15 protein-coding genes are annotated in these 24,449 nt (G+C 57.3%); 5 read left to right on the plus strand and 10 right to left on the minus strand.

Going from position 1 to position 24,449, the window contains the following annotated elements:
• Window positions 1-127 precede the first annotated feature (127 nt).
• Window positions 128-2,296: a family 78 glycoside hydrolase catalytic domain gene (locus tag J3R75_RS04185; protein WP_307260094.1), complete on the plus strand. Its 2,169-nt coding sequence runs from the start codon at window positions 128-130 to the stop codon at window positions 2,294-2,296.
• 86 nt (window positions 2,297-2,382) lie between these two features.
• Here J3R75_RS04185 and rpoN read toward each other — a convergent pair whose 3' ends face one another.
• A complete protein-coding gene (gene rpoN, locus J3R75_RS04190; protein WP_307260095.1) occupies window positions 2,383-3,843 on the minus strand; it encodes an RNA polymerase factor sigma-54 in 1,461 nt (486 codons plus the stop codon).
• A 30-nt stretch (window positions 3,844-3,873) separates the two neighbouring features.
• A complete protein-coding gene (locus tag J3R75_RS04195) occupies window positions 3,874-5,064 on the minus strand; it encodes a class I SAM-dependent rRNA methyltransferase (RefSeq protein ID WP_307260096.1) in 1,191 nt (396 codons plus the stop codon).
• 294 nt (window positions 5,065-5,358) lie between these two features.
• Here J3R75_RS04195 and J3R75_RS04200 point away from each other — a divergent pair, with 294 nt between their 5' ends.
• On the plus strand, window positions 5,359-7,230 hold the full coding sequence (locus J3R75_RS04200) for a hypothetical protein (RefSeq protein WP_307260097.1): 1,872 nt from the start codon (window positions 5,359-5,361) through the stop codon (window positions 7,228-7,230).
• A gap of 100 nt (window positions 7,231-7,330) precedes the next feature.
• On the opposite strand, the gene J3R75_RS04205 is transcribed toward J3R75_RS04200, so the two are convergent.
• The 6 genes from J3R75_RS04205 to J3R75_RS04230 form a co-directional block, all read right to left on the minus strand.
• Window positions 7,331-8,068, minus strand: a complete 738-nt coding sequence (locus tag J3R75_RS04205) for a CpsB/CapC family capsule biosynthesis tyrosine phosphatase (protein WP_307260098.1) — start codon at window positions 8,066-8,068, stop codon at window positions 7,331-7,333.
• A gap of 69 nt (window positions 8,069-8,137) precedes the next feature.
• Window positions 8,138-11,662, minus strand: a complete 3,525-nt coding sequence (locus J3R75_RS04210) for an O-antigen ligase family protein (RefSeq protein WP_307260099.1) — start codon at window positions 11,660-11,662, stop codon at window positions 8,138-8,140.
• 340 nt (window positions 11,663-12,002) lie between these two features.
• Window positions 12,003-14,195: a GumC family protein gene (locus tag J3R75_RS04215; RefSeq protein ID WP_307260100.1), complete on the minus strand. Its 2,193-nt coding sequence runs from the start codon at window positions 14,193-14,195 to the stop codon at window positions 12,003-12,005.
• 70 nt (window positions 14,196-14,265) lie between these two features.
• Window positions 14,266-15,357, minus strand: a complete 1,092-nt coding sequence (locus J3R75_RS04220; RefSeq protein ID WP_307260101.1) for a polysaccharide biosynthesis/export family protein — start codon at window positions 15,355-15,357, stop codon at window positions 14,266-14,268.
• Between the two features lie 365 nt (window positions 15,358-15,722).
• Entirely contained in the window at window positions 15,723-16,928 is a 1,206-nt protein-coding gene (locus J3R75_RS04225; RefSeq protein WP_307260102.1) for an outer membrane beta-barrel protein, read from the minus strand.
• A gap of 87 nt (window positions 16,929-17,015) precedes the next feature.
• On the minus strand, window positions 17,016-17,495 hold the full coding sequence (locus J3R75_RS04230) for a hypothetical protein (protein WP_307260103.1): 480 nt from the start codon (window positions 17,493-17,495) through the stop codon (window positions 17,016-17,018).
• A 684-nt stretch (window positions 17,496-18,179) separates the two neighbouring features.
• On the opposite strand from J3R75_RS04230, the gene J3R75_RS04235 reads away from it, so the two are divergent.
• A complete protein-coding gene (locus J3R75_RS04235) occupies window positions 18,180-20,885 on the plus strand; it encodes a GHMP family kinase ATP-binding protein (RefSeq protein WP_307260104.1) in 2,706 nt (901 codons plus the stop codon).
• A 152-nt stretch (window positions 20,886-21,037) separates the two neighbouring features.
• Here J3R75_RS04235 and J3R75_RS04240 read toward each other — a convergent pair whose 3' ends face one another.
• Window positions 21,038-21,268, minus strand: coding sequence for a hypothetical protein (locus J3R75_RS04240; protein WP_307260105.1), 231 nt, complete (start codon window positions 21,266-21,268; stop codon window positions 21,038-21,040).
• A gap of 458 nt (window positions 21,269-21,726) precedes the next feature.
• Between J3R75_RS04240 and J3R75_RS04245 the strand changes: the two genes are divergently transcribed.
• On the plus strand, window positions 21,727-22,857 hold the full coding sequence (locus tag J3R75_RS04245; protein WP_307260106.1) for a hypothetical protein: 1,131 nt from the start codon (window positions 21,727-21,729) through the stop codon (window positions 22,855-22,857).
• 5 nt (window positions 22,858-22,862) lie between these two features.
• The gene (locus J3R75_RS04250; RefSeq protein WP_307260107.1) at window positions 22,863-23,966 is read left to right on the plus strand and encodes a D-alanine--D-alanine ligase family protein; all 1,104 of its coding nucleotides are present in this window, start codon (window positions 22,863-22,865) and stop codon (window positions 23,964-23,966) included.
• A gap of 135 nt (window positions 23,967-24,101) precedes the next feature.
• On the opposite strand, the gene J3R75_RS04255 is transcribed toward J3R75_RS04250, so the two are convergent.
• Window positions 24,102-24,275 (minus strand): ferredoxin family protein, encoded by a 174-nt coding sequence (locus J3R75_RS04255; protein ID WP_307260108.1) that lies wholly within the window; start codon window positions 24,273-24,275, stop codon window positions 24,102-24,104.
• Window positions 24,276-24,449 lie beyond the last annotated feature (174 nt).

The raw sequence follows: 24,449 nt of genomic DNA on the forward strand, positions 1-24,449 counted from the left end.
GCAAAGGCATTTAGTGTAATGCCGGCTGGGCGATGGACAAGTAATGCGTGTACATTATCCCCCGCTAACGCAGGGACGATACGCCAGCCAGCCACCCTTTGGATTTCCATTTCAACCGAGGTGCTTCATGTTTGCCAAGACGTCTTTCATCAAGGCCGATGTTCCTTTCGTTCCTAGTGACAACACCGGCTGCCACGCGCCCATGTTCAGACGGGTATTCACCGTGGACGGCACATTCAGCAAAGCCGAAATAGCCGTCTGCGGACTGGGCATCGCCTACTACTACCTCAACGGCCAACCGATCAGCCCCGATCTCTTCACCGCGCCAGAGAGCGACTATAACAAAACCCTCTGGTACAATGTCTATGATGTCACCGCGCTACTGCAGAAGGGCCAAAACATTCTCGCAGTCATCTGCGGCAACGGCTACTATAACGAAATCTTCAAGACACCATGGAATTACAACGAGGCGCCCTGGCGCGATCACCCCAAATTCATCCTCAAACTGGCAGTCGATGGCAAGACACTGCTCAATAGCGATGACAGTTGGCGCTGCAGCTCCGACTCGCCCATTACCTACAACCAGCTCCGCAGCGGCGAACACTTCGACGCCAGACTCTACGACCCCGCCTGGAACGGCGCCGATTTCGACGACCACCACTGGCCATACGCTATCTGCGACAGCACGCCCCCACGCGGATCTTTCCGCCGCTGCGAATGCGAGCCCATCCGTGAATGCGGTGAATACAAAGCCCAAAAAATGATCGAGGTCAATGACGGCATCATCTTTGATATCGGCCAGAATATCTCCGGCTACGCCCGCATCCACGTCAATCAGCAAGCCGGCGACCTCATCACCATCCGCTACGCAGAACAGATCAATGATGACAACACCCTGAACTTCAATGAAATGCTGCGCTTCTACCCGGAAAGCGTCTTCGCCTCCGACCAGCTGATTTGCCCAAGTGGCCCCTTCACCTGGTCCCCCCGCTTCGCCTACCACGGCTTCCGCTATATCAAAGTCTGCGGCCTCAAAAATCCCCGGCTCGATTCTGTCAGCGGCATTTTCGTCCACCAAGACGTCGCCGTCTGCAGCGATTTCAGCTGCTCGGACAAGATGCTCAACCGACTCTTCAGCATCGGCCAAATGGCCGTGCTGTCCAATCTCTTCTGGAAGCCCACCGACTGCCCAACCCGCGAAAAACTCGGCTGGGCCAACGACGCCCAGGCGTCCTGCGAACAGATGCTGCTCAATTTCGGCGTCGGCAAGCTCTTCCGCAAATGGCTCCAGGACATTGTCGACGCCATGCGCGAGGACGGCGCCCTGCCCGGTATCATCCCTACCAGCGGCTGGGGCTTCAAATGGGGCAACGGACCCGTTTCCGAAGGCATCCTCTTCGAAATCCCCTACCGGCTTTTCCTTGCTGAAAACGACGAGCAGCCGCTCATCAGCACCTACCCAGCCATGAAGCGCAGTCTCGACTGGTTCCGCTCGCAAAAGAATGACCAGGGCTTCCTCGAATACGGCCTCTGCGACTGGGCTGCACCCAGACCAACCAAAGTGCCACTGGGTTTCATCAACGAAGTCCTGCTAATCAAATTTCTCAAAATCGCCCGCATCGCCGCCACCAAAGCCGGTATGGACGCAGATGCAGACGCCCTCGGCGCGGAGCTGGCGTCACAGGAACAACATTTCGCCGAGCACTTCATGCTGCCCGACGGCCGTTGCGTCGTCAACGAGCAAAGCGCCGTCGCCATGGTCATTTACCACGACCTCTATACGGAACTGGCCCCCCTGAAGGCCCAGCTGATCGAGCTCGTCGTAGCCGCCGGCTTCCACCACAACTGCGGCATGGTCGGTCTCCGCCATCTCTTTGACGCCCTCACCATCTGCGGCCTGCCCGACTACGCCTACCGCATCATCACCGCCAAAGGCTACCCCAGCTTCAGCGAGTGGCTTGACAAAGACGCCACCACCCTGTGGGAAATGTGGGATTGCCGCGCGTCGAAAAACCACCACATGTACTCGGATTTCATGGGCTGGATCGTCCGCACCCTCGGCGGCATCAATGTCGATCACGGCATCATTGTCATCCGCCCGCATTTCATTCCCCAATTGACTTGCTGCCGCTGCAGTCGCAAGAACGCCCACGGCTCAGTCAATGTGCATTGGCGGCGCTGCGACAATAACATCATCGAGCTCACTATCAGCGTGCCGCCCGACACCGCCGTCGTCTACGAGGGCAAGGCACTCCAAGCCGGGCAGCACCACTTCGCTATCAACAACCAGGCGTAAACCCACCTGGACCGCTCAGAAACGCGCCGCCGCCCGGCAGCTCATGCGGAGAGGAGCGCTTTCCTTCGCGCTCCGTTCTCTTGCGCTCAACCGTGCACCCGGCGGAGGCTCGCGGCGGGTATGCCCTCTTCTTCACGATATTTGGCGACCGTGCGCCGGGCAACCGTCAGGCCTTCCTTGGCCAGCAACTCGGCGATCTTCTGGTCCGACAGCGGCTTGGCCTTCGCTTCTTGGGCAACCAAGGCCACGATCTTCTCCTTGACGGCGCGACTGGACAGAGCCTCGCCGTCGCTGCCCTGATAGCCCGTTGTGAAAAAATGCCGGAAGCTGAAGAGCCCATGCGGCGTCTGCACGTACTTGTTGGCGACAGCCCGGCTGATTGTCGTTTCGTGCAATTCAAGCTCCTCGGCGACCTGCTGCATGGTCAGGGGCCGGAGCTTGCCAGGCCCTTCACGCAAGAAGTCGCCCTGCATCTCCACCAGCACCCAGGCAATACGCTCAATCGTCGCTTGCCGTTCGCCAAGAGCATTCATCAGCGTTTTTGCGCTGGCCATTTTCTCCCGTAAGAACTGCTTGACCTCCGCCGGCACGCTCGGTTCCTGCAGCATATCCACATAGCGCTGCACCAGCCCCAGACGCGGTGTCGTCCAGCGATTCATGCGAACCTGCCAGCGCCCTTCCGGCCCGAGCTCAATGACGACTTCCGGTACGATGTAGTTCACCGGCGTGGCCGCCAACGCATGTCCTGGCCGGGGATCAAGCGAGCGAATCCGCTCCGCCGCCGCCTGTATCTCACTCAAATCGGCATCCAGGCTCTTCGCCAGCTGCGGCAGGCGATTCCGAGCCAAATCGTCAAGATGCCGATCGACTATGTCCCAGGCGATGCTGCCCCGCTCACGGTTCCGTTCCAGCTGTAGCAACAGGCATTCGCGCAAATCCCGAGCGCCGATGCCGGCCGGCTCCAGGCTCTGGACAATGGCCACCGCCCGCTGCGCCTCGGCTAGGCTGACGCCCGCGCCGCGAGCGATGTCATCATCACCGGCCTGTAGGTAGCCGGCGTCATCCAGATTACCGAGAACCTCCGTGCAGATCCGCACCCAATGCGGATCGTCCTGCACCACGTCACGCAGCTGTTCCAACAGGCGGTCTTGCAGGGTCGCTTCGCTGCTCAACGAATTGAAGAAATGCTGCCGGCGCTCCTCAGCGTCCTCGTCATAAGCCACGCCGGCCAGCGCGTCGCGAAAAAGTCCCTCGTCGCCGATCTCGCGCACGGCGTCAACCATGCTTTCATCGTACTCGGCCAGTTGCGCCGCATGCTCCTCGTTCTGACTGCCTAGCCCGCTATCTTCCAACGGATTACCAGCCAGCTGTTCCAGGCCATTGCCCGTCACTTCCAGCACGGGATTGACGTTCAATTCGCTCGTGATCCGCTGCTGCAACTCCAACGTGGCTTCCTGCAAAATTTGCAGCGCTTGCAGCTGTTGCGGGGACATGACCAGTTCCTGCCGCTGCTGAACGTTCAAATGTTGCTGGATATCCATCTGCATACAACAATGTCACTCTCTGCTTGACATGGACTAGCTGAGCACCAGCTCCAAGCCGGTGAGATAATGGCCCTCCGGAAAATCCAGGGACAAGGGATGATCGGGCGCCTGGCCAAGCACCCGCACGATGCGTCCATCACGACCAGCATCGCGGGCGGCGTCACCGACGACCTTCACAAACAGCTCCGGCGTCATCGCCCCTGAGCAGGAAAAAGTCAACAGCGTCCCGCCAGGACGCAACAGCTTCGCGGCCAACAGATTGATGTCCTTATAGCCACGGCAGGCCTTGGCCAACTGCGCCTGCGTGTCCGCAAACTTCGGTGGATCAAGTATGATCACATCAAAACTCTCACGGGCGTCGCGACAACGCCGGAGAAACTGAAAGACGTCTCCACGAACATAACGAAAACGCTCATCCGCCAGGCCATTGAGCTCGGCATTCTGCCGTGCCAGCGCCAAGGCGCTCTCCGCCGCATCAATCTGAGTAACCCGCGCTGCACCGGCCAGCGCCGCCCGAATACCAAAACCGCCGCTGTAACAGAAACAATTCAGCACCTCGGCGGCGCCGGCATAGCAGCACCGCTCGGCCCGGTTGTCGCGCTGGTCAAGATAATAGCCGGTTTTGTGCCCCTCGCGCAAATCCGCCCATAGCCGAAGGCCGTTCTCGCGCAATTCAAGCAGCGCCGGCGGTTCCTCGCCAGCCAGCACGCCACACACAAGCGGCAGCCCCTCACGCAGCCGTGAGTCGCAATCCGAGCGCTCGTACACTCCGCGCACACCGGGCTCGGCAGACAACAACTCGGCGATGACACCTTTCCAGCGTTCAGCGCCGACGCTGCTGAACTGGCAGACGTAGTAATCGCCATAGCGGTCAACGACGCAACCCGGCAGACCATCAGCCTCGCCGTGCACCAGACGCCAGCAATTGCTCGCCGCAGCCACGCCAAGCTGCTGGCGATAGCGCCGGCAGGCAGCAAGACGCCGGCTGAAAAAATCGGCATCGATGGCCTCGTCCGCGCTGAATGTCCACGCCCGCACCCGTATTTGCGAAGCCGGCGAGTAGGCACCGCGCGCCAGCCACTGGCCATCAGCAGCATGGATGTCAACCGTGTCCCCCGCCGCCGCCTGGCCGCTTACCCGGGCGATCGCTCCGGAAAAAACCCAGGGATGATGGCGCTGCAACGAACGCTCTCGCCCGGGCTGTAAAATAACGTCGTTATTCATGCAATCTCATCATCGCCGCAAGTGATATTAATGCAACTGCCATGCGTGGAATTTCCGCGCTACTTGCAGAAAATGCTTTCCTTCTTGAGTGACCGACCATACTGCGATAATACTTCTGCCATCCGCAAACGCCACCCCAAAACTCGTGGCTGGACGGCGACCGTGCTATTGATTCTTGCATGAAAGCATATATTGTTAGTGCTTGCCTTTTTTCATACTTGAGGGTGGGAGCATCCCGCCAAAGCCAAACGCCGCTTTGGCCCCATGTCGTCGATAGAGAGATACGATATACGGATGATTAATTTACTCCATATTTGCTGGAAAATGCTGGCCAACTGGTCGGTTTTTTTGTTATTGCCGGTACTGACCGTCATTCTGGCCGCAGCACTGACCAGACTCTGCGTTTTCGCACTGCCAAAGGTCGGCCTGGTCGCCAAAGTCACCGGCGGACGGCACATTCACACGCGGGAAGTCGCTCTCGGTGGCGGCGTGGCCATGATTCTGGCCTTTTGTATCGCAGTTCTCTGCTCGTCATTCCTGGCACCGTCCCGTTTCCTGCCTATTGGCACCCCGGAAGCCGCCAAACTCCTCATTCCCCTGCTCATCTTGCTGCCGACCGGGATCATTGACGACCGTTGGGGCATCCCCGCAAAAATCAAGCTCGCCTTACAAATCCTGGCGGCGCTGGTCTGCTGGTCACTAGGCATACGATTCACCAGCATTCTCGGCTTCCACTGCAATACTTTCTTCAGTCTCGTGATTACCGTGTTCTGGATCACCGCCGTCATCAATGCCTTCAACTTGATCGACGGCGTTGACGGCCTCGCCTCCGGCGTCGCTGGTATTTCCGCCGTCTGCCTCGGCGGCATTCTCATGCTGAAGAACTCCCATCCGCACGCCCTGGTGATGTTCTGCCTGGCGGCATGCTGCCTGGGCTTCCTCCGCTACAACATGCACCCGGCGCGGATTTTCATGGGCGATACCGGCAGCATGTTCCTCGGCTACTCACTGGGCGCCTTGGGCATCATCACCTGCACCAAGATTGCCACGGTGTCTGCCATTGTCGTGCCCATCCTCGCCTGCGGCATCCCCATCCTTGACACCAGCCTGGCCATCTGGCGCCGGGTAACCTACAAGATGCTGCATCGCGACGACCCGAATGTCGGCATCATGAGCGCCGACCGGCATCACCTGCACCATCGCCTGCTGTCGTTCTTCGAGAACAACCAGCCGCGGACAGTCCATGTCATCTACCTGTTGGCCGCCGTGCTTGCCGTGGTGGCTGTTATTTGCACCTACCTGCCCAGGCATTTGCCATGGCTGGCATTCTTTCTCGCGCTCATCGCCTTCAGCCTGGTCGTACACCGCCTGGCGGTCATTGAGTTGTGGAACTCCTCAGAACTCATCTGCAACGGCTTCTCGCTCTCCCGCACTGGTCTGATCTTAAACCTGGTCCACCCCTTGTGGGACCTCGGAATACTAGTTTTTGCCTTCCTGCTCAGCGCCAAGCACAGCCATTTTTCCGGCCGCAACGATCTCTATATGCTTCTGCACTGGGTCACGCCGGTCTTCATCGCCCTGATTCTGTCACGCAATTACCACATTTTCTGGAACCACGCCAGCATTGAGGATTATTTCCACATTCTTCTTTACCTGGCCGTTGGTTTCGCCGCCGCTTGGCTCTTGGCCCAGTTGCCGAGGGTCCCCCGCGGCAACTCGGACTTGTTCTTCACCGCCTACGCCTTCACAACCTTGGGTATAATGGGTGAAAGATTGTTCATTCCCTGGATCCGCTCGTCATTAATCAAATACCGACACCGCAACCATCTGGCAACCGACAATACCGCCGGGGTGCTGGTGTACGGCATTTGCCCAGCCGGCAGAACCTACATCCGCGAGAACATCAATAGCCGAGTCCGCAACGGCAGCGAACATATCATCGGCTTCATTGACCGGGATAAAACCTACACCCACGGCTACTGCGTAGGCTACAAGGTCCTCGGCGACATCAACGCGTTAGTCCAAATCCACCGACGCACGCCATTCCAAAAACTGGCATTATGCAAATTTGATCTCAGCGGCGAGGAAATGAAAAAGACGCAGGCCTTCTGCAACGATCACAAGGTCACAATCGTCTGCTACACCTACCGGGAAGAAACCCTCTGAGCAACACGCTTCGGTGCGCTTGACAAAGTCCCGCCGACACCGCCCCCCACCCAGTCGGCAGCGCTATGACGGCCAGCGCGCTCAACAGCCCCTACTGCCTTCAGTCTTTCAGACCCAGCAGTCGCGAGGGATTCCGCACGCTCAGCTGCTCCCACATCCCCTCATCAAACCACTCGCAGATCACCTCGCGAGCGAATGCCAGGTTCGGCGGCCGCTTATCCTTGGAGTGCGTATCGCTGCCCAGCACAATCTGCGCCGGATTCCGCGCCATAAGCCGCCGCGTCACCCGCTCGGCACCCCACAGCCAACGACGCTTGCGAATGTCTTCGGCGTTGAACTGCAAAGTCAACCCCTTGTCCATCATCGCTGCCAGCAGTCTCTCGTGCCGGCGAAAGCCCGGATGCCGCTCCGGATGCGCCAATATCAAGTCGATGCCTTTGATTTGCGCCTGAAAAAGCAAACTATCGACCATGGGCAAATCAAACATGGGGGGACATTCCACCAACAGGCACTTGCGCCCGGCATCCTCCGGCCGGTAGTTCATGAAACACTCCGGATGGGCCAGGGCCTCATTCAAGGCCTTTTCATCCGCCCAGCACTCCATGCCCGGCAACAGCTCCAGGACGAGATGTCGCCGCTGAAATTCCTGACGCAAGTCTTTCAGCACAAGATCGCGTGTGCTGGCAGCGACATTGAAAGGCGACGACAGCCCGTGTGGCGTTGTGACCATGATCTTGACGCCGCTTGCCACGGCCAGTTCAGCCATCGCCAGTGCTTCCGCCATGTCTTTCGCGCCGTCGTCCACCCCCGGCAAGATATGGCTGTGCATATCAATCATGTCATCACACTCCTGCTGATCATCCACACTACGTCACAAACTATGCTGCGCCTGCACGTGCAGCGCGTCTCAGTCGCGCTGAATCGCGAAGGAAAAAACCGGGACATACGCTCGTGGACTGGCGTTGTCCTGCTTCGCCTGGCGCCGATTCATGCCCCGCGTGACAATTTCACTGGCAACCGGCCCATTACTCCAAACATGCCCACCACCCTGACGATGCGCCAACAGCAACGGCCGGTAACTGCGCTCCTGCAACCACAACTCGCCAATGCGCCAACTGATCATCGGTCGGTCTTCCTTAACAAAATTGTACGTGTCACTGAATATCCGGCCGCCGTTGTTATGAAAACTGATCAACACCGATCGGTCTTCGTTGATGTCATCCAAACACAGCCAGGCATGCGTCACCTCGACGCCACCATGCAGTTGCTGAACCAGCTCGGGCTGGACGGAGTAACCCAGCAGGCAAAGGTCGCTGCCAAAATAATGCCGACTCGGCACCAAACTCGCCACAAGAGCCGACAGCTCATCGGCTTCGCCATGCGGCGCCGGCAAGGCAGCCAGACGCTGACGCAGCCAAAGATTCTGCGGACTGACCTCAAGACCACGACGATAGGCCGCCGCCGCCGCCGCCGCATCACCAAGCACTTCGTGCGCACGGCCGGCATACAAGTCAAGCAAATGCCGCTGAATCCACGCCCGGTCCGGATTCGCCGAATTCCACGCCGTTAACTCGGCAAACTCATTCAGACACTCCGCCAGCTGCCGTCGGTTGCTGCTTTGGCTGCCCTCATCTAGCCGGACTTTCAGCGCCGCCGCCACAAAGCGATATTTGTTGAATTCACCTGGTTTTTCAATTGGGACCATCTGCTCCATCAGCTTAACAGCGCGACCCAACAAAGCATTGTCAATGGGCCCCTGGTCATAGACAAACAGAGACAAAGCTGACGCTAGCTCCTGCCAGCGCCCTAAGCCCACATAGATCTCAGCAAGCACCAGGCGAGTCTCATAAGCAAATGGCAGCTCCCGGGCTAAATTCAACAACGACGCCTCTGCCAGGCGGACCTGCCCCTTCTGACGCTGTTCCCGAGCCTTCGCCAATTCACGAGCCTCTTTCGCGGCCAGTTCCTGCCGATAGCGCGTCCACAACTCCTCATGCTCATCCCAGCGCCCCAACACGCCGTTCAAGACCAGCTGCTCGCCAATAATCCGCAAACCCGTGTCGTCGCGCGACCGGTCCAAATACTGCCGGCGCTCGAAGGGCGACAAACGACGGAGGTCACGCTCCGATAACTCAACCCGATTCAAGGCGTCCACTTCATTAAGGGGCTGCAGCGCGTCAAGATAAAGCTGCTTCTGCATGAAAAACCGGTAAAGAGCCCGTTGTGCGTGAAAATTGGCCGGTATCAACGCCGCCACCCGCGCTGGCTGCGGATCAAGCTCCCAGAGATCGGCCAAAATACGATCCGCTTGCCAAGGAACCGAGGTCAAATACTCCTTGAAGAGGACACTGGCGCGCGCCTTGTGCTGGGCAACCAAAACGCGCTTTTCAGGCTGCAAGGCCAGCCGCCGGCTCGAACGCACATAGGCTGACGCCACATCCCGATACATCGGCGCATAGCGCGGATAGCCGGCCAAGGCCTGCTCGTAGGCGTTGGCAATCACCTCTTCGTCGTACTTCCGGGCACACCAACCAGCGTTCTCATGGATGACCGCGCGCGCTTGATGAAAACGCCCGTCAATCGGATAGCGCTGACAAGCAGCACCTATGGCCGCAATGGCCTGATCAGCATAATGATTGGCCGCCACAATACTCTCGGCGTCGTCCTCCCAAGTCAGATAGGCCAGGTGATTCAAACAGACCGCCCGGCGACGCAGCACTTCGCCGACATCAGGCGTCAACTCGAGAATGCGTGAAGACAACGCAACCAAGTACCTGTACTCGTTCTTCAGCAGGGGATAACGCTTTTCTTGTGCGCGTTCCTGACTGGCAATCTTCTCAATCATCTTGACGTGAAGAACGCTGCCAACCACGCGGCGGTATGCGACTGGCATGGCCATCACCGACATGCCGGCCACGAGAAGCAAAACCGCGCGCTGAGGCCAGGATAAGGCCACTGCTGATCCGGCATCATCGCGCCGTCGGCTGCTTGCTGACGCCACTGCCCCCTGATAGGATTGAGAACAAGCCAGAACAAGCACCATCAATACAGCATAAATCAGTCCGTTCGCCGGTGCACGCAGGCTGTAGTCAACCAATTCGTGAATCATCCCCATGACCAGAGCGGAGAATGCGCCAAAGCCAATCCAGCGCAGAATGCTGTCTTCCTGCCGACACAGGCGCCGGAACGACAACAACAGGAACAACGCAAACAGCGTATAGAGCGCCAAGGCTACCGGCAGGCCAACCTCTATCATCAGTTCCAACCAGTCGTTGTGCGCATTGATCGGCAGGGTCATGGGCGTGTAATCCGACTCGTATTGCGTCATGACCTGAGCGTAGTTGCCCATACCGATGCCGCAAAGCCAGTAGTCCCGAAGCATCGGCAAGCTCTCACGCCAAAGAACAAAGCGCGTGTCCTTGGTCACTATCTGATCGTTCATCAAGCGCTCATAACGCTCCGACAAACGCGGCAAGGCCTCAGGCAAAGCAATGAATAACGCGCAAAGAACAACCACGGCCGCCATCACCAGATTCTGCCGAGAACCACCATGCCGACTGCGCATATAACCATGCGGACGAAATAGCCAGGCGCTGACCAGCACCAACGCTACCGGCACGGTCCCCATAAACGCCCCACGCGACAAACTGAAGATCTGCGATACCTGTACCAAAAACCAGGCCACCACCAGCGGGATTATCATCAGCATGAAACGCTTGTGCGCCCGATTGTTACTCTTCGCCAAAACCCGCTGCCGACTGTGCATCGCCGCAAAGATGATTCCCAGAATGAGCAGGGCCCCCATGCCCAGCATGAATCCAAAATGATTCCGGTTCAGAAATGCCCCGAAAAGAATGTCGGGCTCAATATCGACCTGCCAATAAAACAACGCCTCGCCGAAAAAAAAGGGGTAGTACGCCACTAACGTCTGAACGACAACCGCAAGCGCTATGGCCAACGCACTAGCAACAACCTGGAGCCGACTCCGACAATAGCTGATCAACAGCACCATCAGCAGCAATACAACCAGCGCGTAGAGGCAGTAGCGTCCAGTCAGATCCGGAGCAACACTCAGCGAGGGCACGATGTTCGTCAGTCCGATGTTGCCAAGCCGGCGCCAATGCCCCAACGCACCCGGCGAAAGACTCTCAACCAGCCGCATATTGGGCCAGCACTGAAGTGCGCCGACGAGAATAATGCTCAAGGGAAATGCGCAAAGCCAATGCACGCGTAGCCGCGGCACCCGTGGCGAGGCCCCCAACGCGCTAATGCCCCAGCACACATAAAGACACAGACACCACCCGAGGGACAGCGGCAGGGCCCAGAGCTCACCACCGCCCATGGCTAGGGGCAGGAGAACCAAGAGAAGCAAGGCGCCCCAAAAGGGCACCCACTGCAACGTGCTGGAGATATGGGCGGCAAGCGTCCGCAACTGACGCCGTAGGCGTGAAGCCAGGCTGGTCGAACGATGGTGATGATGTCGCGACCGATGCCGGTGCGACCGTTCCCGCTCTGAAGGGGCCGAACTCCTGTCGTCCCCGCGTGAAGACTCCCTCACCACTTCCTGTTGTTCAGTAGGGGAAACCGACATCGTCACCTATCCCTCCCTATCGGAAAGCCTGCTGCATGGACCTGTCACAGCAACAACATCCCGGCCGACTTCACGCCGGCTAAGCGGGTCAAACACAAACAGTCCCCGCCTTGCGGCAGGGACTTGATCCTGTCTTACTGCTGTTCCTGACACCAGGAACGCCGGTGGCTAAACAACGTGGTTAGGACTTCTTCTTCTCAGGAGCGGCATCCGGGTCAGTATCCTGACCATAGCCGACACCGCGATGCTTATAGCCATAGCCATACCCATACTTGTAACCATAACTGTCCGAGCCATAATAGCCATAACTGTTCTTCGGCACGTCGGCGTTGTTAGCCAACAGACCTGCAAGCCGCAAATTGACCGATGCGAGCCGGTCACGCAAATGCCGCAAGGCCGGCATAGATGTCGTGAACAAACGCGTCACCAGCAACAACGGTATATGCTGACTGGCAATGATCAATGTGTCCGAAACCGCCAGGATCGGCGGCGTGTCAATCAGCACGCAGTCGTAATTCGCCTGCGCTTCAGCCAACAAATCGGCCAGCTTCTTGGTGCCAAGCAGCTCAGCAGCGTTCGGCGGCACCGGCCCCGCAAAGGCAATGTCAAGATTGAAATCCTTCACATGCATGGTGACACTCTTGAGATCACAGTCACCAATGAGGACGTTGCTGACGCCCTTCTCAGGCTTTTGGGTGACGATGGGCGACAATAGCTTCCACAGCCGCGGACGGTGCAGGTCCATCTCAAGCAACAGCACCCGCCGATTGTCCATGGCAAAACTCTTCGCCAAATTGAAACTGACAAATGTCTTGCCTTCGCCGGGGAAGGTACTACTAATGGCCATGATGCGGCCACCATGTGTGGCCAACGACAAATTCAGACTGATCCGAATATTGCGGAACGCCTCATCAATGTCATCATGGCCGCTGGATTTCAACAGCGCCGCCTCACCCTCTTCGAACAATGGGACGTTGCCATACACCGCCAAGTTGTTGCCAAACAGCTGATTCACCGCCTGAATGTCCTTCGCGGTGTTGTTCAATGAACCGAAGACAAAGCCAAAACCACCAGCAACCGCACCACCCAAAATGATCGCAATAGCGCAAATCTTCAACTTGTTCGGAAAAAACGGGTCTTCAGCACTGACCGCAGGCGAAACCACGAAGATCGACGCGTTGTCAACGCTCTCGGTCGCATTGGTGATATTGAGCTCGTTGATGCGGTTCACCAGCATGCGATAGGTGTTTTCCAGCGATTCACAGGCATCCTCACGAATCTGATACTCGCCGCTGACCCGATCCAAATCCGCGACCTGCTTGCGCAAATCAGCAATTTGTTCCTGCAGCATCTTCGAGCGCTTCTGCGCGCGTTCATACTGCAAACGCAGGCCGGCAACACTCACATCCACTTCGGCTTCTTCCGCCGCCACAATCATTTCACGGACTTTCATGTGCGCCTGAACAGCCGGGTGAGTCTCGTTGTACTGACGCAACAACTCGGGCAACTCGGTCTCGTGAGTCAAATGCAGCATCTTCAAAGACCCTAGCGTGCTGCTGTTGCCGCCCTCCGGCGCAATGAAGGGCATGAGACGCACCGCGTTGACCCGATTGTCCTCTATGGCCTCAAGGGTCGTCGCCAGCTCCGTTTCCAACACCGTCGCCTCAACTATGGTCTCCGTCAACGCATTGATCTGCTTCACCAATGCAGCATAATTTTCAGACAGGTTGAAAATGCCATGCGCTTCCTTGTAGGTGACCAGCTCATTCATCGCCATCTCACGGCTTTTGCGAATCTCCTCAAGTTGATTGCGCAAAAGCTCGGCACCCGTCCGGGAAATGTTCTGACGGCGGGCACGGCTCGCTTCCAAATAGACTTCAACCAGGGTATTGGCCAAGCGCGCCGCACTCTCGGGATTCGTGGACTCAATCGTCAGATTGACCAGCATTGTCCCACGTTCACGATTGACCTTCGGCAACGAGCACTCCTCATAGGCTTCTGCCGACAACCCTCGGGAAAACAGCTCATAGGCCTTGTCCATCACGTCTTTGCTCTGCAGCAGCAGCATCTGGGTGTTGATGAAAGCCTCTTCACTGGCGCCGCCAATACTGCCATCCATCACCCCGCGAATCTCGGTGATGTTTGCCTGCTTGCTGCTAATATGCAACTGGCAGGTCGACTCGTACTTCGGCGTGACGGTCTGCACAAAGATGATCGCCGCAACCAAAAATAAAATCGGCGACAGGATGTAAACCCACAGATAGGGGCGCACATACAGGCCATAATAATGCAAAGCATCCTTCAGCGGATTACTGTCATCAGTCTGCTGCATGAGTGCTGACTGCCGCGCAACATCGGAAATATCGTCAACCATAGCTCGTTTACCCTTCACCAATCTCTCGTGACTTAACCCTGCAAACTACGAAATAACACGCTGCAATCTATTACCACATGGATTCTTTGATGTAAATAATATCGCCGTACTGCAGAACGACGTCGTGGCGAAGATTCTCTTCGTCCGTGTACAACTTCTTCATGTTCAGAATACTTATCTTGTTCTCACGGATCAGCAGCACGTCATTCTGCTTGGCAATCTGGGTAAAACCGCCACACAGGGCAATCGCTCTGCTCGCTGTCACTACCACGCCAGGATTGAGTACCAGCGGCCCAGGCGACTTGACTTCCCCCAGCACGTAAATCTGAGCAGCATTGGTGACAACAACGTCGTCACCAGGTTCAACCACCACGTCCTTCTCATAGGCGCCGTCCTGAATCTCACGTAAAGGAACCCCCAGCATCCGCCGCGAACCATCTGCCAAGGTGCGCACAATCTGCACATTTTCCGCATTGGCCCCCTCGGAAAGACCACCGGCACGGGTAATCATCTCCGAGCATAGCGGCGGCCGCTGCGTGTTGATGTAAAAAAGACCGGGCTTCTCAACCAAACCGGATACATACACCGGCGGTGCCTTGGGCACGATAATCGTGTCTTCAGGGAATAGGATAAACTCGTCACCACCGCTGTCCTTGGAAATAAGCGCACTGACATCAATCGGCATGCGCGTCAGCTGCTGTTTGCCACTGTCGCGGCGAAGCACAGCCACCTTCAAGGGGTCCGCACTCTCCGTAAAGCCGCCCGCGGCGCTTATCGCCTGCAACGCCGTCATATTGCCGTTGGTGGGCAATTCCAAGGACATACCACTGTTTTTCACTTCGCCCAGGATATACACGGTACGGGGGCCCCAGGTCTCGACAAATACATCCACATGCGGCGTAGTTATTTGCTGCGACAATTTCTCCGCAATAACGTTGGCTACATCTTTCGTGTTCAAGCCCGCTGCCCGTATCTCACCACACAAGGGAAAGCGGAAGCTGCCATCTTCTTCAATTCGGGCCTTGGTGTCAAATTCGGCCATGCGGAACACACTGATGGCAAGCACATCGCCCGGGCGCAACGCACTGGCATTCCATTGATTGCTCTGCGCGTAAAGTCCAATGGACATAAGCACGGCGACGATGAACCACTTCCTCAACATAAAATTTACTCCTAATAGTGTGTTGCCTGAGATTCGAGTATATAACTGCTTGGACTTCAGTTGGTGTTGGCGCCATATCCAGTCGCTGGCGACATACTTCGCTTTTCAGAGGTATGCGACAGGGAGCAACCTCGGCCACTCGCTGTCGAAAACACCTGAAACAACAACCCCACTTAACGACTTAAGAACATTACCTGAGAAAAAGAGAGCCCATAACTACCTATAATCTTGTGACTGGTAGTTATGGGCTAGCCTTGTCAATCAGTTTGACTGAGCTGATAAGGGCAGTGAATCAGCATTATTGCTTTCATATCCTCCTAAGAGAACGTGCTCACAGCCCTTGTCAATTACCCTTGTCACTGACCTTAGAACGTGTAACGCACGCCCATGTGATAGATGTTGGTCGTGTAGTCGGCATCCTTGACAGCCAGGTTGCTGTAATCCGTGTTGCCGTACTCGTAGCCACCATAAATCGTCAGGTTCTTGGTCATGTCGTAGGACAGGGTGGCATCGTAACCGATCTGGGTGTTGTCCGTGGTGATCCCGTCTTTCTTGTCACTCCAGGTATGGCTGAAGTTCTGAGCCAGGGTCAGCTTGGAGTTGATGCGCCAGGTCAAGCCCAGAAGCGCATCGGTGTCCTGCTGCAGACCACCAGATGCACCACTGTTGTCATCATGCTTGTGCAGGAGACCCACACTTAGGTCCAGGTTGGACAGCATCGCATAACGAACCGTCAAACCGCAGTTGAACAAAGCGTCGTTTTCGTCCTTCCTGTCATTAAAAGTATCGTCATAGTTCACCCATTCAGCACCAGCGGTGGCGTGGGTGCTGATCTTGCCCGTCACGCGGTAGTCAACAAAACCATTCAACATGATGGTGTCTGAGTCAGCATAACGAACGCTGTCATTGTATTCCTTAACAGCGTAGCCCATGGACACACCGGCCTTGGTCTTCGGTGAGAAGACATAGTACGGAGCAATCGTCATCTCGTACAACTCGTAATCTTCGTCGTCGTAGAAGCCGTCTGTGTAGTCCTTGTTCTCGTACTCACCAGTCACCGCCAGGCCCCACTTTTCATTCAAGTGGAGGTTCCAAGTGGCGTCAACGCCGCTGACGTAGTACTTGGAGCGGGTGCCACCACCAACGCCACGGTCAAGAACCGTATGCGAGTGAAGGAAGTTGCCGCCGAGCACGAAATCCCAATTGCCCTGGTCGTAACGAACCATCGGGGTGATGGTATAAACTGGAGCGCTCAAGTCAGAGGCGAACTTGTGATAATGATCATAGGCCACATCGGCTTTGATCGCGTACGAGAACTCACCGCGAGCACGGCTGGCGTCCAAGGTCGCACCAGTCGAAAAGACGATGCCACCACGCTCGCCGGAACCCGTGCTGAACAGGTTGTCTTCGTAGCGGACTTCTTCGTAGATACCCAAGGCCAGCTTGTCCGGCAGAGCCACGGAAGTCGTGTCAAAATAGCGGCCAAGAACGCTAGCAGCGTTGGCAAAAGAAATCGACCCGAGAACAACCCCACCTGCCAGAACTGCAGTTTTCAGTTTGTTACTTATCATTGTGCTGTCACTTTCTGTTATTCTACCTAACTATCCTGCCAGTGACAGACCCACTCTGTCACTGGCACTGGTCTGAAAACCAAATTACTAGCGGAAAGCAGGTTCGCTGTCGCTATTCTTCTGATCAATAAGATTGTTGGTCTCGTCGTCCTTCGGTGCAGGCGGCGGGGGCAGCTGGCCCGGCTTAACCGGCAGGGCAGGTGCGGTGATGGTCAGAACGCCCTGGGCGTCCTTGCCAATGATTGTGCCCGGGGCGGCAGCTTGAATGGCCGCCACAATAGCATTGTATTGCTCGGTTGATTTGGTTGCCAGAACCGTACCACCAGCGCGCAAGACCAGATCACGCAGGGCAACGGTGGCCACATTTGTGGGGTCGACGATGGCAGCATTCACAGCCTGGGCGATAAGGCTGGCCAGCTCAGTGTCGTTCAGCCCTTGCATGAAAGTAACCACTTCGGCTTCTGTCTTGCCCTTGACTTGGTCAAGCAAAGTTACATCTTGCCCAAACGCCGGAGCGGTCCATGCCGCAATAACCAAAACCATCAATGCGAATAAGACTTGTTTCATTTTTTTCTCCTTGTTCTAAAAACCGACGATTCATCTGCCATGGAAAGGCTTTTCTACTTCTCAAACCACTTGTTTGTACGTCCTCCATACCTCCTTTTCCCAATTAGTCAGTCTCGCTGTGACTCAGAAGAAAACCTGAGGAAAGTAAATATCACCGTAAAAGGCTATTAAACCTGGCTAAGTCTACCAACCCATTGTCAACCTGGGTTAGTACTATACTCCTTGTGTTTTTTGATGCAAACTACAGTCACAGAGTCATAACCTACTGCAAAAGAGATAGATAGAACCACCTTCTTAGCATACAGTCGCTGTAGATCCGTAAGATCACGCCCAAAAATATCTGGACTCGCGTTACCTGTTGTAACACCTCCTCTCAAAAAAACTTTGCATACTTTACTCCTTTTTTGTACTTGCGCAAGCGTAGGGAGGAATTATAGCCACGACTGCAGCGGTAGCCCATCTTCTCAGCCATTGCAAGCCATATTACTCGCATGTCACAGAACCGTCCCGCATGCGCCGCTGGCTCATGCTACCTTGTGCGTACCGAGGAAGGGACACGATCTTTTTCAGGCCGGTGGGCCAGCCTTCCTACGCATCCCGATCTAGGGAAACGTTACTAGTATGCTAAAGTAATGCCACTTTGTCAACCCGTTTTCACAAAAAATGAAAGGGAATTCCATTCCAATGGCAACCTCAACCATTGACCTGAGCATCATTTTGGCTGCGGGAAAAGGCTCCCGCATGGGATCAACAGACAAGCACAAAGTGTGCTTCCCGGTAGACGGCGTCCCTGCCGTCTGCCGGGCTCTCGACTGCTACGAGCGCTGCGGGATTCCTCGGCATCTGGTCGTCGTCGGCACCCTGGCTCAGCAAGTCATGGAAACAGTATCACAGCGGCACTGCAATGTCAGTTACGCCTTTCAGACCGTGGCCAATGGCACAGCTGGCGCAGTCAAAACCGCCCTGGCCGCCGATCCGTCCCTGCCCAGTTCCACCCGGCTGCTGCTGGCCGCCGGCGACCGCCTGCTCGCTCCCAGCATCGTGGACTCCCTAACCGACCTTTTCGACCGTACTCGTTGTGATATCACCATCCTCTGCACGACGACCCGCCCCAACACCGGCGCTGGCCGCGTCGTGCTCGACGACGAGCAAAATGCCGTTGCCATCCTGGAAATGGCTGACATCAGGCAACGCCGCGCCTACGCTCTCCTCCGTGAGCTGGCCGCTGCCGAAAAGCTGCCTCCTACTGAAGAGATTCGCTCTTTGCTGGCCTCGACTTTTCGTTCCGATAATGAGGATAAGCTTGCCAAAGCCTTCCCTGAACTTTGGCCGGCGCTGCGCGCTCGAAAGCCCATAACGGCCTCTGAACTCCTTGCCCTCGTCCCTGAACAGCTGGGGTATTTCTCCCTTCAGACCCGTGCCGGCCGGCCGCTGTGCCTCACGCCTGATGAAGCGGAAGCGCTGCCCCACAGCAACACGTCGGTCTACGTGACGACTCGCGGCGTTCTCGCCAACGCCATGGCAAAACTGAGCAACCACAATGCTCAGCAGGAGGAATACCTGTCCGACCTGGTCGCGATCACCGCCGCGACCGGCGGCCGCGCCAAAGTGCTCCTGGCGGCCGACCCTAACGACGTCCTCGGCTTCAATAACCCCGCCGAGTTGCTTGAGGTCGAAAACACTTTACGCACCAGGCAACAGGCAGCCCGACACAATCTGCTTCCCGATGATGAGTTCCGCCCCCTTGGCGACTGGCTGGCACTATTTTCCGCGCAGTCCAAGCAGGAGCTGTTGCAGAACTGCCTGGATACCGTCTATGGCACCAATCCCGAAACCATCTCCCGCCAGCGGGCGCTCTACCTGCCCCTGCTTCAGTTCGCCCAACAGCAGCTCGGCGAACAGGCCGACGCCGAGCGCCTGGCCATCGTCCGGGCGCCCGGACGGCTCAATGTCATGGGACGACACGTCGACCACCAAGGCGGCCATTGCAATCTGATGACCATCAGCTATGAAACCATCATGGCTGTCCGCCCACGAGGGGACGACGTCGTGCGCATCTTCAATCTCGACGAGAAAAACTACCGGCCGTGTCAATTTTCCCTGGGCAAGCTCATCGCCGAGCTTCCCTGGACCGACTGGCACTCGCTGGTCGCCAGCCCGGAACTCAAAAAACTCATCGGCGAGTACGGCGTTGACTGGTCGCACTACATCCAAGCGGCATTCCTTCGCCTGCAAAAGCAGTTTCCGCAGAGTCTGCTCCGTGGCGTCGACATTTTCGTATCCGGAAACATCCCCCCAGCCGCAGGACTGAGCTCGTCATCGTCCCTGGTTGTGGGCGCGGCAAGCGCGGCAGTACGCATCAACGGTCTTGATTGCCGGCCGGCTGAGCTCGTGTCGCTCTGCGGTGAAGGCGAATGGTACGTCGGCACCCGCGGCGGCAGCGCCGATCATGCGGCGGTCATGCTCGGACAACGCGACGCCGTGGTCAAAGTGCGCTTTTTCGATTTTGGCGTGGAAGACATCGTGCCATTCCCCGCCGACTTGAGTATGCTCGTCTGCGATTCCGGCCTCAAAGCCTGCAAGGCCAATGGCGCCAAGGACCAGTTCAATCATCGCATCGCCTGCTACCGCCTGGCCTTCCGCATAATCTGCCGCCAGTTCCCCCAGTACCGTCATCTCCTCCACCATCTCCGGGACGTCAATGCCCGGACTCTCGGAGTTCCGCCAGCGTGGATATACCGCATCCTGCTCTGTCTACCCGAACAGGCAACCCGCGCCGATATTGCCAGGCTCCTCCCTGGCACTGATCTCAGCGCGTTCTGGGCCGGCCACCAGGGCCTCGGTGAAAATACCAGCTATCCACTGCGCGGCGTCGCCATGTTTGGCTTGGCCGAAGCCGAACGCTCACGCACTTACGCCGATTTGCTCCGAAAAGGCGATGTTGACGAAATCGGTCGCCTGATGCGCTGCTCCCATGACGGCGATCGGGTGGTCAGCTTCGACCAGAACGGCGTGGCGCGCCCTTACTCGTCACCTGTAGACAACAGCAGTCTTCTCCGACTCATGGACGACCTCAGCAGCGGCGAACCCGAGCGGGTCATGGCCGCCCAGTTGCGCTACCAGCCAGGAGCATATGCCTGCAGCCTCGCCGCCATTGATGAAATGGTGGACATCGCGCAAAGCGTCCCTGGCGTCTATGGCGCCCAGCTGGCCGGCGCGGGCCTGGGCGGCTGCATGATGATCCTGGCCAGACGCGATGCCGTCGAAAACGTCAAACGCGAGATGATCTCGCGCTACTATGCTCCCCGTCAACTGCCGCCGGCCATCTTGGTGTGCCACCCCATCGCTGGCGCAGGACTCTTCCCCGGACCGCGGCAAAACACCCCTTAGCAGCAGCGCGACACCCGCACGACGTCGTGCTAACACTTGCCTGACGCCGTGCCGCGCCAGCCACCAGTGCTTCCCAGTAGCACAGCCCTTGAACAAAAAAAAGGGCCGCTCATGCGAGCGGCCCCTTTGACAGACTGAAAATCAGTCGTGGTTTACTTCTTCTTGCTGGCGGCTTTGGCACCACAGCAGCCGGCGCTGGGCTTGCTGCCGCAGCAACCAACGTTGGCCTTGGTATAGGCTTCAGCATTCACAAACTTGGTCAGATTGCGGCCATCTTTGGTTTTGGCCTTGAGGGCATGACGACCATTGTCATACTTGACTTTTTCTGTGACCTCTGCCTCAACCTTTTTGCGGAGCTTCACATCGTAGAATGTGTCTTTCATTCTTTTTTTCCTTCTCTTTGCTGTGATGTACCCATTGGACGCCACCATTGCGCCCACCCAATTGAGGCTAGCCAACACGTAGCTAGCCATACAGTACAGCGGTCACATAGGGCTTTGCAAACCGTATTCGAACTTTTTTTGCACTTTTTTCACAAAAAGTCACAAAAAAGTTCATTTTCTGGTAATTCAGGCTGCAAAAATGGCCTCGCCGCCGCTTGCATCGCCTTGCACAACCAAAGCAGCTGCGCAGGAAGACACCACGGAAAAACATCTGCCCGGCTTTTGCTTTTCCTGCAGATGATTATATTCACCAGCGTTTCCAGATTAACCCACACAACGCATCTCGCATTCGCCTTGCTGGTTCCATATTCAGACTCAGACTCAGCCACAAGCATCGCGCCTTATGTATTATCGCCACAACGGCAACCCGGGCGACGCAGACATTGGGATTGTTCACCATGCTAAAATTCATTGCCTGGCTCGCCCTCGCGCTTGTCGTTTTTACCACCCCAGCCTGCGTAACGAATCCACCGATTGAGCCCGACACGCCACTCGGCCAATGGCAATGCCTGAACAGCGATGATGCCGTGCCACCCCAGGAGCTCCTGCTGCCGCCCTTCCCGCTAACCCTGCAGCCAGCAGACGGCGTTCTTGGCAACGACGGCTGCTATGGTCCAGCGGCTGCCGCCATCAATGCCTACCGCGAGCAATGGCTGAGCATCGTTCCTTCCCTCCAACGGCGAAAGGTTCTCGACGATCTGCGCCAGGCTCCCGCAAGCAAGCGCTTGAACAGCATCAAGACACTCCTCAAACCAGAGTTTTTTGCCACGACGGAAAAGCAGCTGATGCAAGCTTTGGCCACAACGCCGCAGCTCAGTCCCACGCAGAAACAGAATCTGGAAACCGTCATTCTGCAGCACCAACACATGAAGCTGCTTCTGGACGCCGCACTGGCTCGTGATGAGCTCCAGGATAGCCCCATGTCCGCCCGCGACTGCTTGGCCGCAATAAGCCGTTTGCGCCGAGTCCGCGATGTGCTGCTCAAGACCCACCCCAGCTACCTCGCAGCCCTGCGCACCGATGAAAAGGCCGCCGGCGACTGGGCCGCCGAAAACTGGGCCGCGCTCTTTGCTGCCGCCGAGCCGGCGCTGCCCCTACCTGCCGTCTGGCTGCTAGCAACCGACTCTGCCCGCCTCGGCCTGCAGCAGGGATGGGACAAGCGCCTGATCGACGACTGGCGCAGCGCGACCTCGCGACTCCTGCACCTAAGCGCGGGCCCAGCACCAGCAGACAGCCATGCAACCAGCCAAGCCTGCTGGCTCATCCAGACCATGGCTCTGCCGGAAAATCACGCCGAAATCATCGCCTACATCAATTTTCTGGCCCTGCCTGGCCGCTGCTCGCTCTTCTTCAACGGCCAGCGCGTTGGCCAGAAGGACGGCGCCGCCGCCGAGTCCTGTCGTTTTCAGCTGCAGCCTTTTGCCCCGCAGCACGCCGAACAGACCATCGTGTTGTACTTCCCCAATGGCTACCCGAGCCGGTACCCTTTCCCGATCTGGATATCCTCTTCGCCCCTGAATAAGGACTGAACAAGATGAGTCAACGTATTGTCTGCGTGGCCTGCGGCGGTCAATCCACCGAACACGAAGTGTCACTGCTCTCCGCCAAAAATGTCACCGACGCCTTGCCACGGGACAAGTACACACCGCTGATAACCGGCATTGACAAACGGGGCCTTTGGCATCTCTACCCCGATGGTCACTTCTGCGTCAACGCCGACGACCCAACAAAGATTGCCCTGGCGCCATCAGGCATACCCGTTTTCCCCGTGCGCAGCACCGACGGCCCGGCCCTCCAGGAACTCCACAGCGGCATACGGCATCCCTTTGACATCCTCTTCCCCGTTCTGCACGGTGCCAACGGCGAAGATGGCGCCATGCAGGGCCTCTGCCAAATGCTCTCCTGCCCCTGCGTCGGTTGCGATGTCAGCAGCTCCGCCGCCTGCATGGACAAGGACACGACCAAGCAGCTGCTCGCGGCCAACGGCATCGGCGTTGCCCGATCGGTGGTCCTCCGCAACGGCAACGGCAGCCTGCAGGCGGAAGAGATCGTTGCCACCCTGGGCCTGCCGCTCTTCGTCAAGCCCGCCCACACCGGCTCGTCCGTCGGTGTCGCCAAGGTCAAGTCCATCGCCGCCCTGGCAGCCGCCGTCGCCGACGCCTTCCGCTATGACCGGAAAGTGATCATCGAAGAGTACGTCCAGGGCCGAGAAATCGAGTGCGCCGTGCTTGGCAACGCCGAGCCTTTCTGCGCCATCCCCGGTGAAATCATCCCCCACACCGAGTTCTACTCCTACGAAGCCAAGTACCTGCTGGCTGACGGCGCGTCCTTGAAGACCCCCGCCGACCTAACGCCTGACCAGATAGCCCAGGTCCAGACACTGGCCTGCCGTGCCTACCAGATCCTCGGCTGTTCCGGCATGGCCCGCGTCGATTTCTTCTTCAAGCCGGACGGGAGCTGGGTGCTCAACGAACTCAATACCATCCCCGGCTTCACTAAAATTAGCATGTTCCCCAAACTCATGCAGCTGTCCGGCTTCTCGTACCCCTCGCTGATCGCCCGCCTGCTGCAACTCAGCATCGACTTCCATGCCGAAAACGCCATGCTGAGCGAAGCTATCCCCAACCTGCAGGGGTGACCCAGTCGCCGACATTCCTGCAGCAGGCGAAGCATTAACGGCGGTGAACTGCCTTCAGTAACTCAAATGCAAAAGCCCCATCCGGCTGTCGTGTCGGACGGGGCTTACTGATCGCATCGCGTTATGAGGTCGGGTTTATTTGATCTCAATGGCCTCGGCGGGGCAAGCGTCCTTGCAGGCGCCGCAGCTGACGCATTCTTCTTCATTCACAACGGCTTTGCCGTCGACCATCTTGATGCATTCGACCGGGCATTCGCCCACGCAGCTCTCACAACCAACGCATTTTTCCTTGTCAACTTTCGCCGCCATGCTGCACCTCTTTGCTGTTGTTCTTATTTCCGGTTGCTATTGGACGCAGTAAATTACCACGTTCCTTCAATGAGACGAAACGGCCCAAATATAACCGAAAAAAGCACCTCGGCAAGACACCGCCGGATCTTTCCAAGCTTCCCCTGCGTAAATATACCCGGCAGCCACCGCCGG

It is taken from the genome of Oligosphaera ethanolica (assembly GCF_030814695.1).
In the GTDB taxonomy this organism is placed as follows: Bacteria; Verrucomicrobiota; Lentisphaeria; order Oligosphaerales; family Oligosphaeraceae; genus Oligosphaera; species Oligosphaera ethanolica.

Bases quoted from the DNA above. Each gene is read 5' to 3' on its own strand.
- J3R75_RS04185 (WP_307260094.1), top strand. From the start codon at position 128: ATGTTTGCCAAGACGTCTTTCATCAAGGCCGATGTTCCTTTCGTTCCT.
- rpoN (WP_307260095.1), bottom strand. From the start codon at position 3,843: ATGCAGATGGATATCCAGCAACATTTGAACGTTCAGCAGCGGCAGGAA.
- J3R75_RS04195 (WP_307260096.1), bottom strand. From the start codon at position 5,064: ATGAATAACGACGTTATTTTACAGCCCGGGCGAGAGCGTTCGTTGCAG.
- J3R75_RS04200 (WP_307260097.1), top strand. From the start codon at position 5,359: ATGATTAATTTACTCCATATTTGCTGGAAAATGCTGGCCAACTGGTCG.
- J3R75_RS04205 (WP_307260098.1), bottom strand. From the start codon at position 8,068: ATGATTGATATGCACAGCCATATCTTGCCGGGGGTGGACGACGGCGCG.
- J3R75_RS04215 (WP_307260100.1), bottom strand. From the start codon at position 14,195: ATGGTTGACGATATTTCCGATGTTGCGCGGCAGTCAGCACTCATGCAG.
- J3R75_RS04220 (WP_307260101.1), bottom strand. From the start codon at position 15,357: ATGTTGAGGAAGTGGTTCATCGTCGCCGTGCTTATGTCCATTGGACTT.
- J3R75_RS04225 (WP_307260102.1), bottom strand. From the start codon at position 16,928: ATGATAAGTAACAAACTGAAAACTGCAGTTCTGGCAGGTGGGGTTGTT.
- J3R75_RS04230 (WP_307260103.1), bottom strand. From the start codon at position 17,495: ATGAAACAAGTCTTATTCGCATTGATGGTTTTGGTTATTGCGGCATGG.
- J3R75_RS04235 (WP_307260104.1), top strand. From the start codon at position 18,180: ATGGCAACCTCAACCATTGACCTGAGCATCATTTTGGCTGCGGGAAAA.
- J3R75_RS04240 (WP_307260105.1), bottom strand. From the start codon at position 21,268: ATGAAAGACACATTCTACGATGTGAAGCTCCGCAAAAAGGTTGAGGCA.
- J3R75_RS04245 (WP_307260106.1), top strand. From the start codon at position 21,727: ATGCTAAAATTCATTGCCTGGCTCGCCCTCGCGCTTGTCGTTTTTACC.
- J3R75_RS04250 (WP_307260107.1), top strand. From the start codon at position 22,863: ATGAGTCAACGTATTGTCTGCGTGGCCTGCGGCGGTCAATCCACCGAA.
- J3R75_RS04255 (WP_307260108.1), bottom strand. From the start codon at position 24,275: ATGGCGGCGAAAGTTGACAAGGAAAAATGCGTTGGTTGTGAGAGCTGC.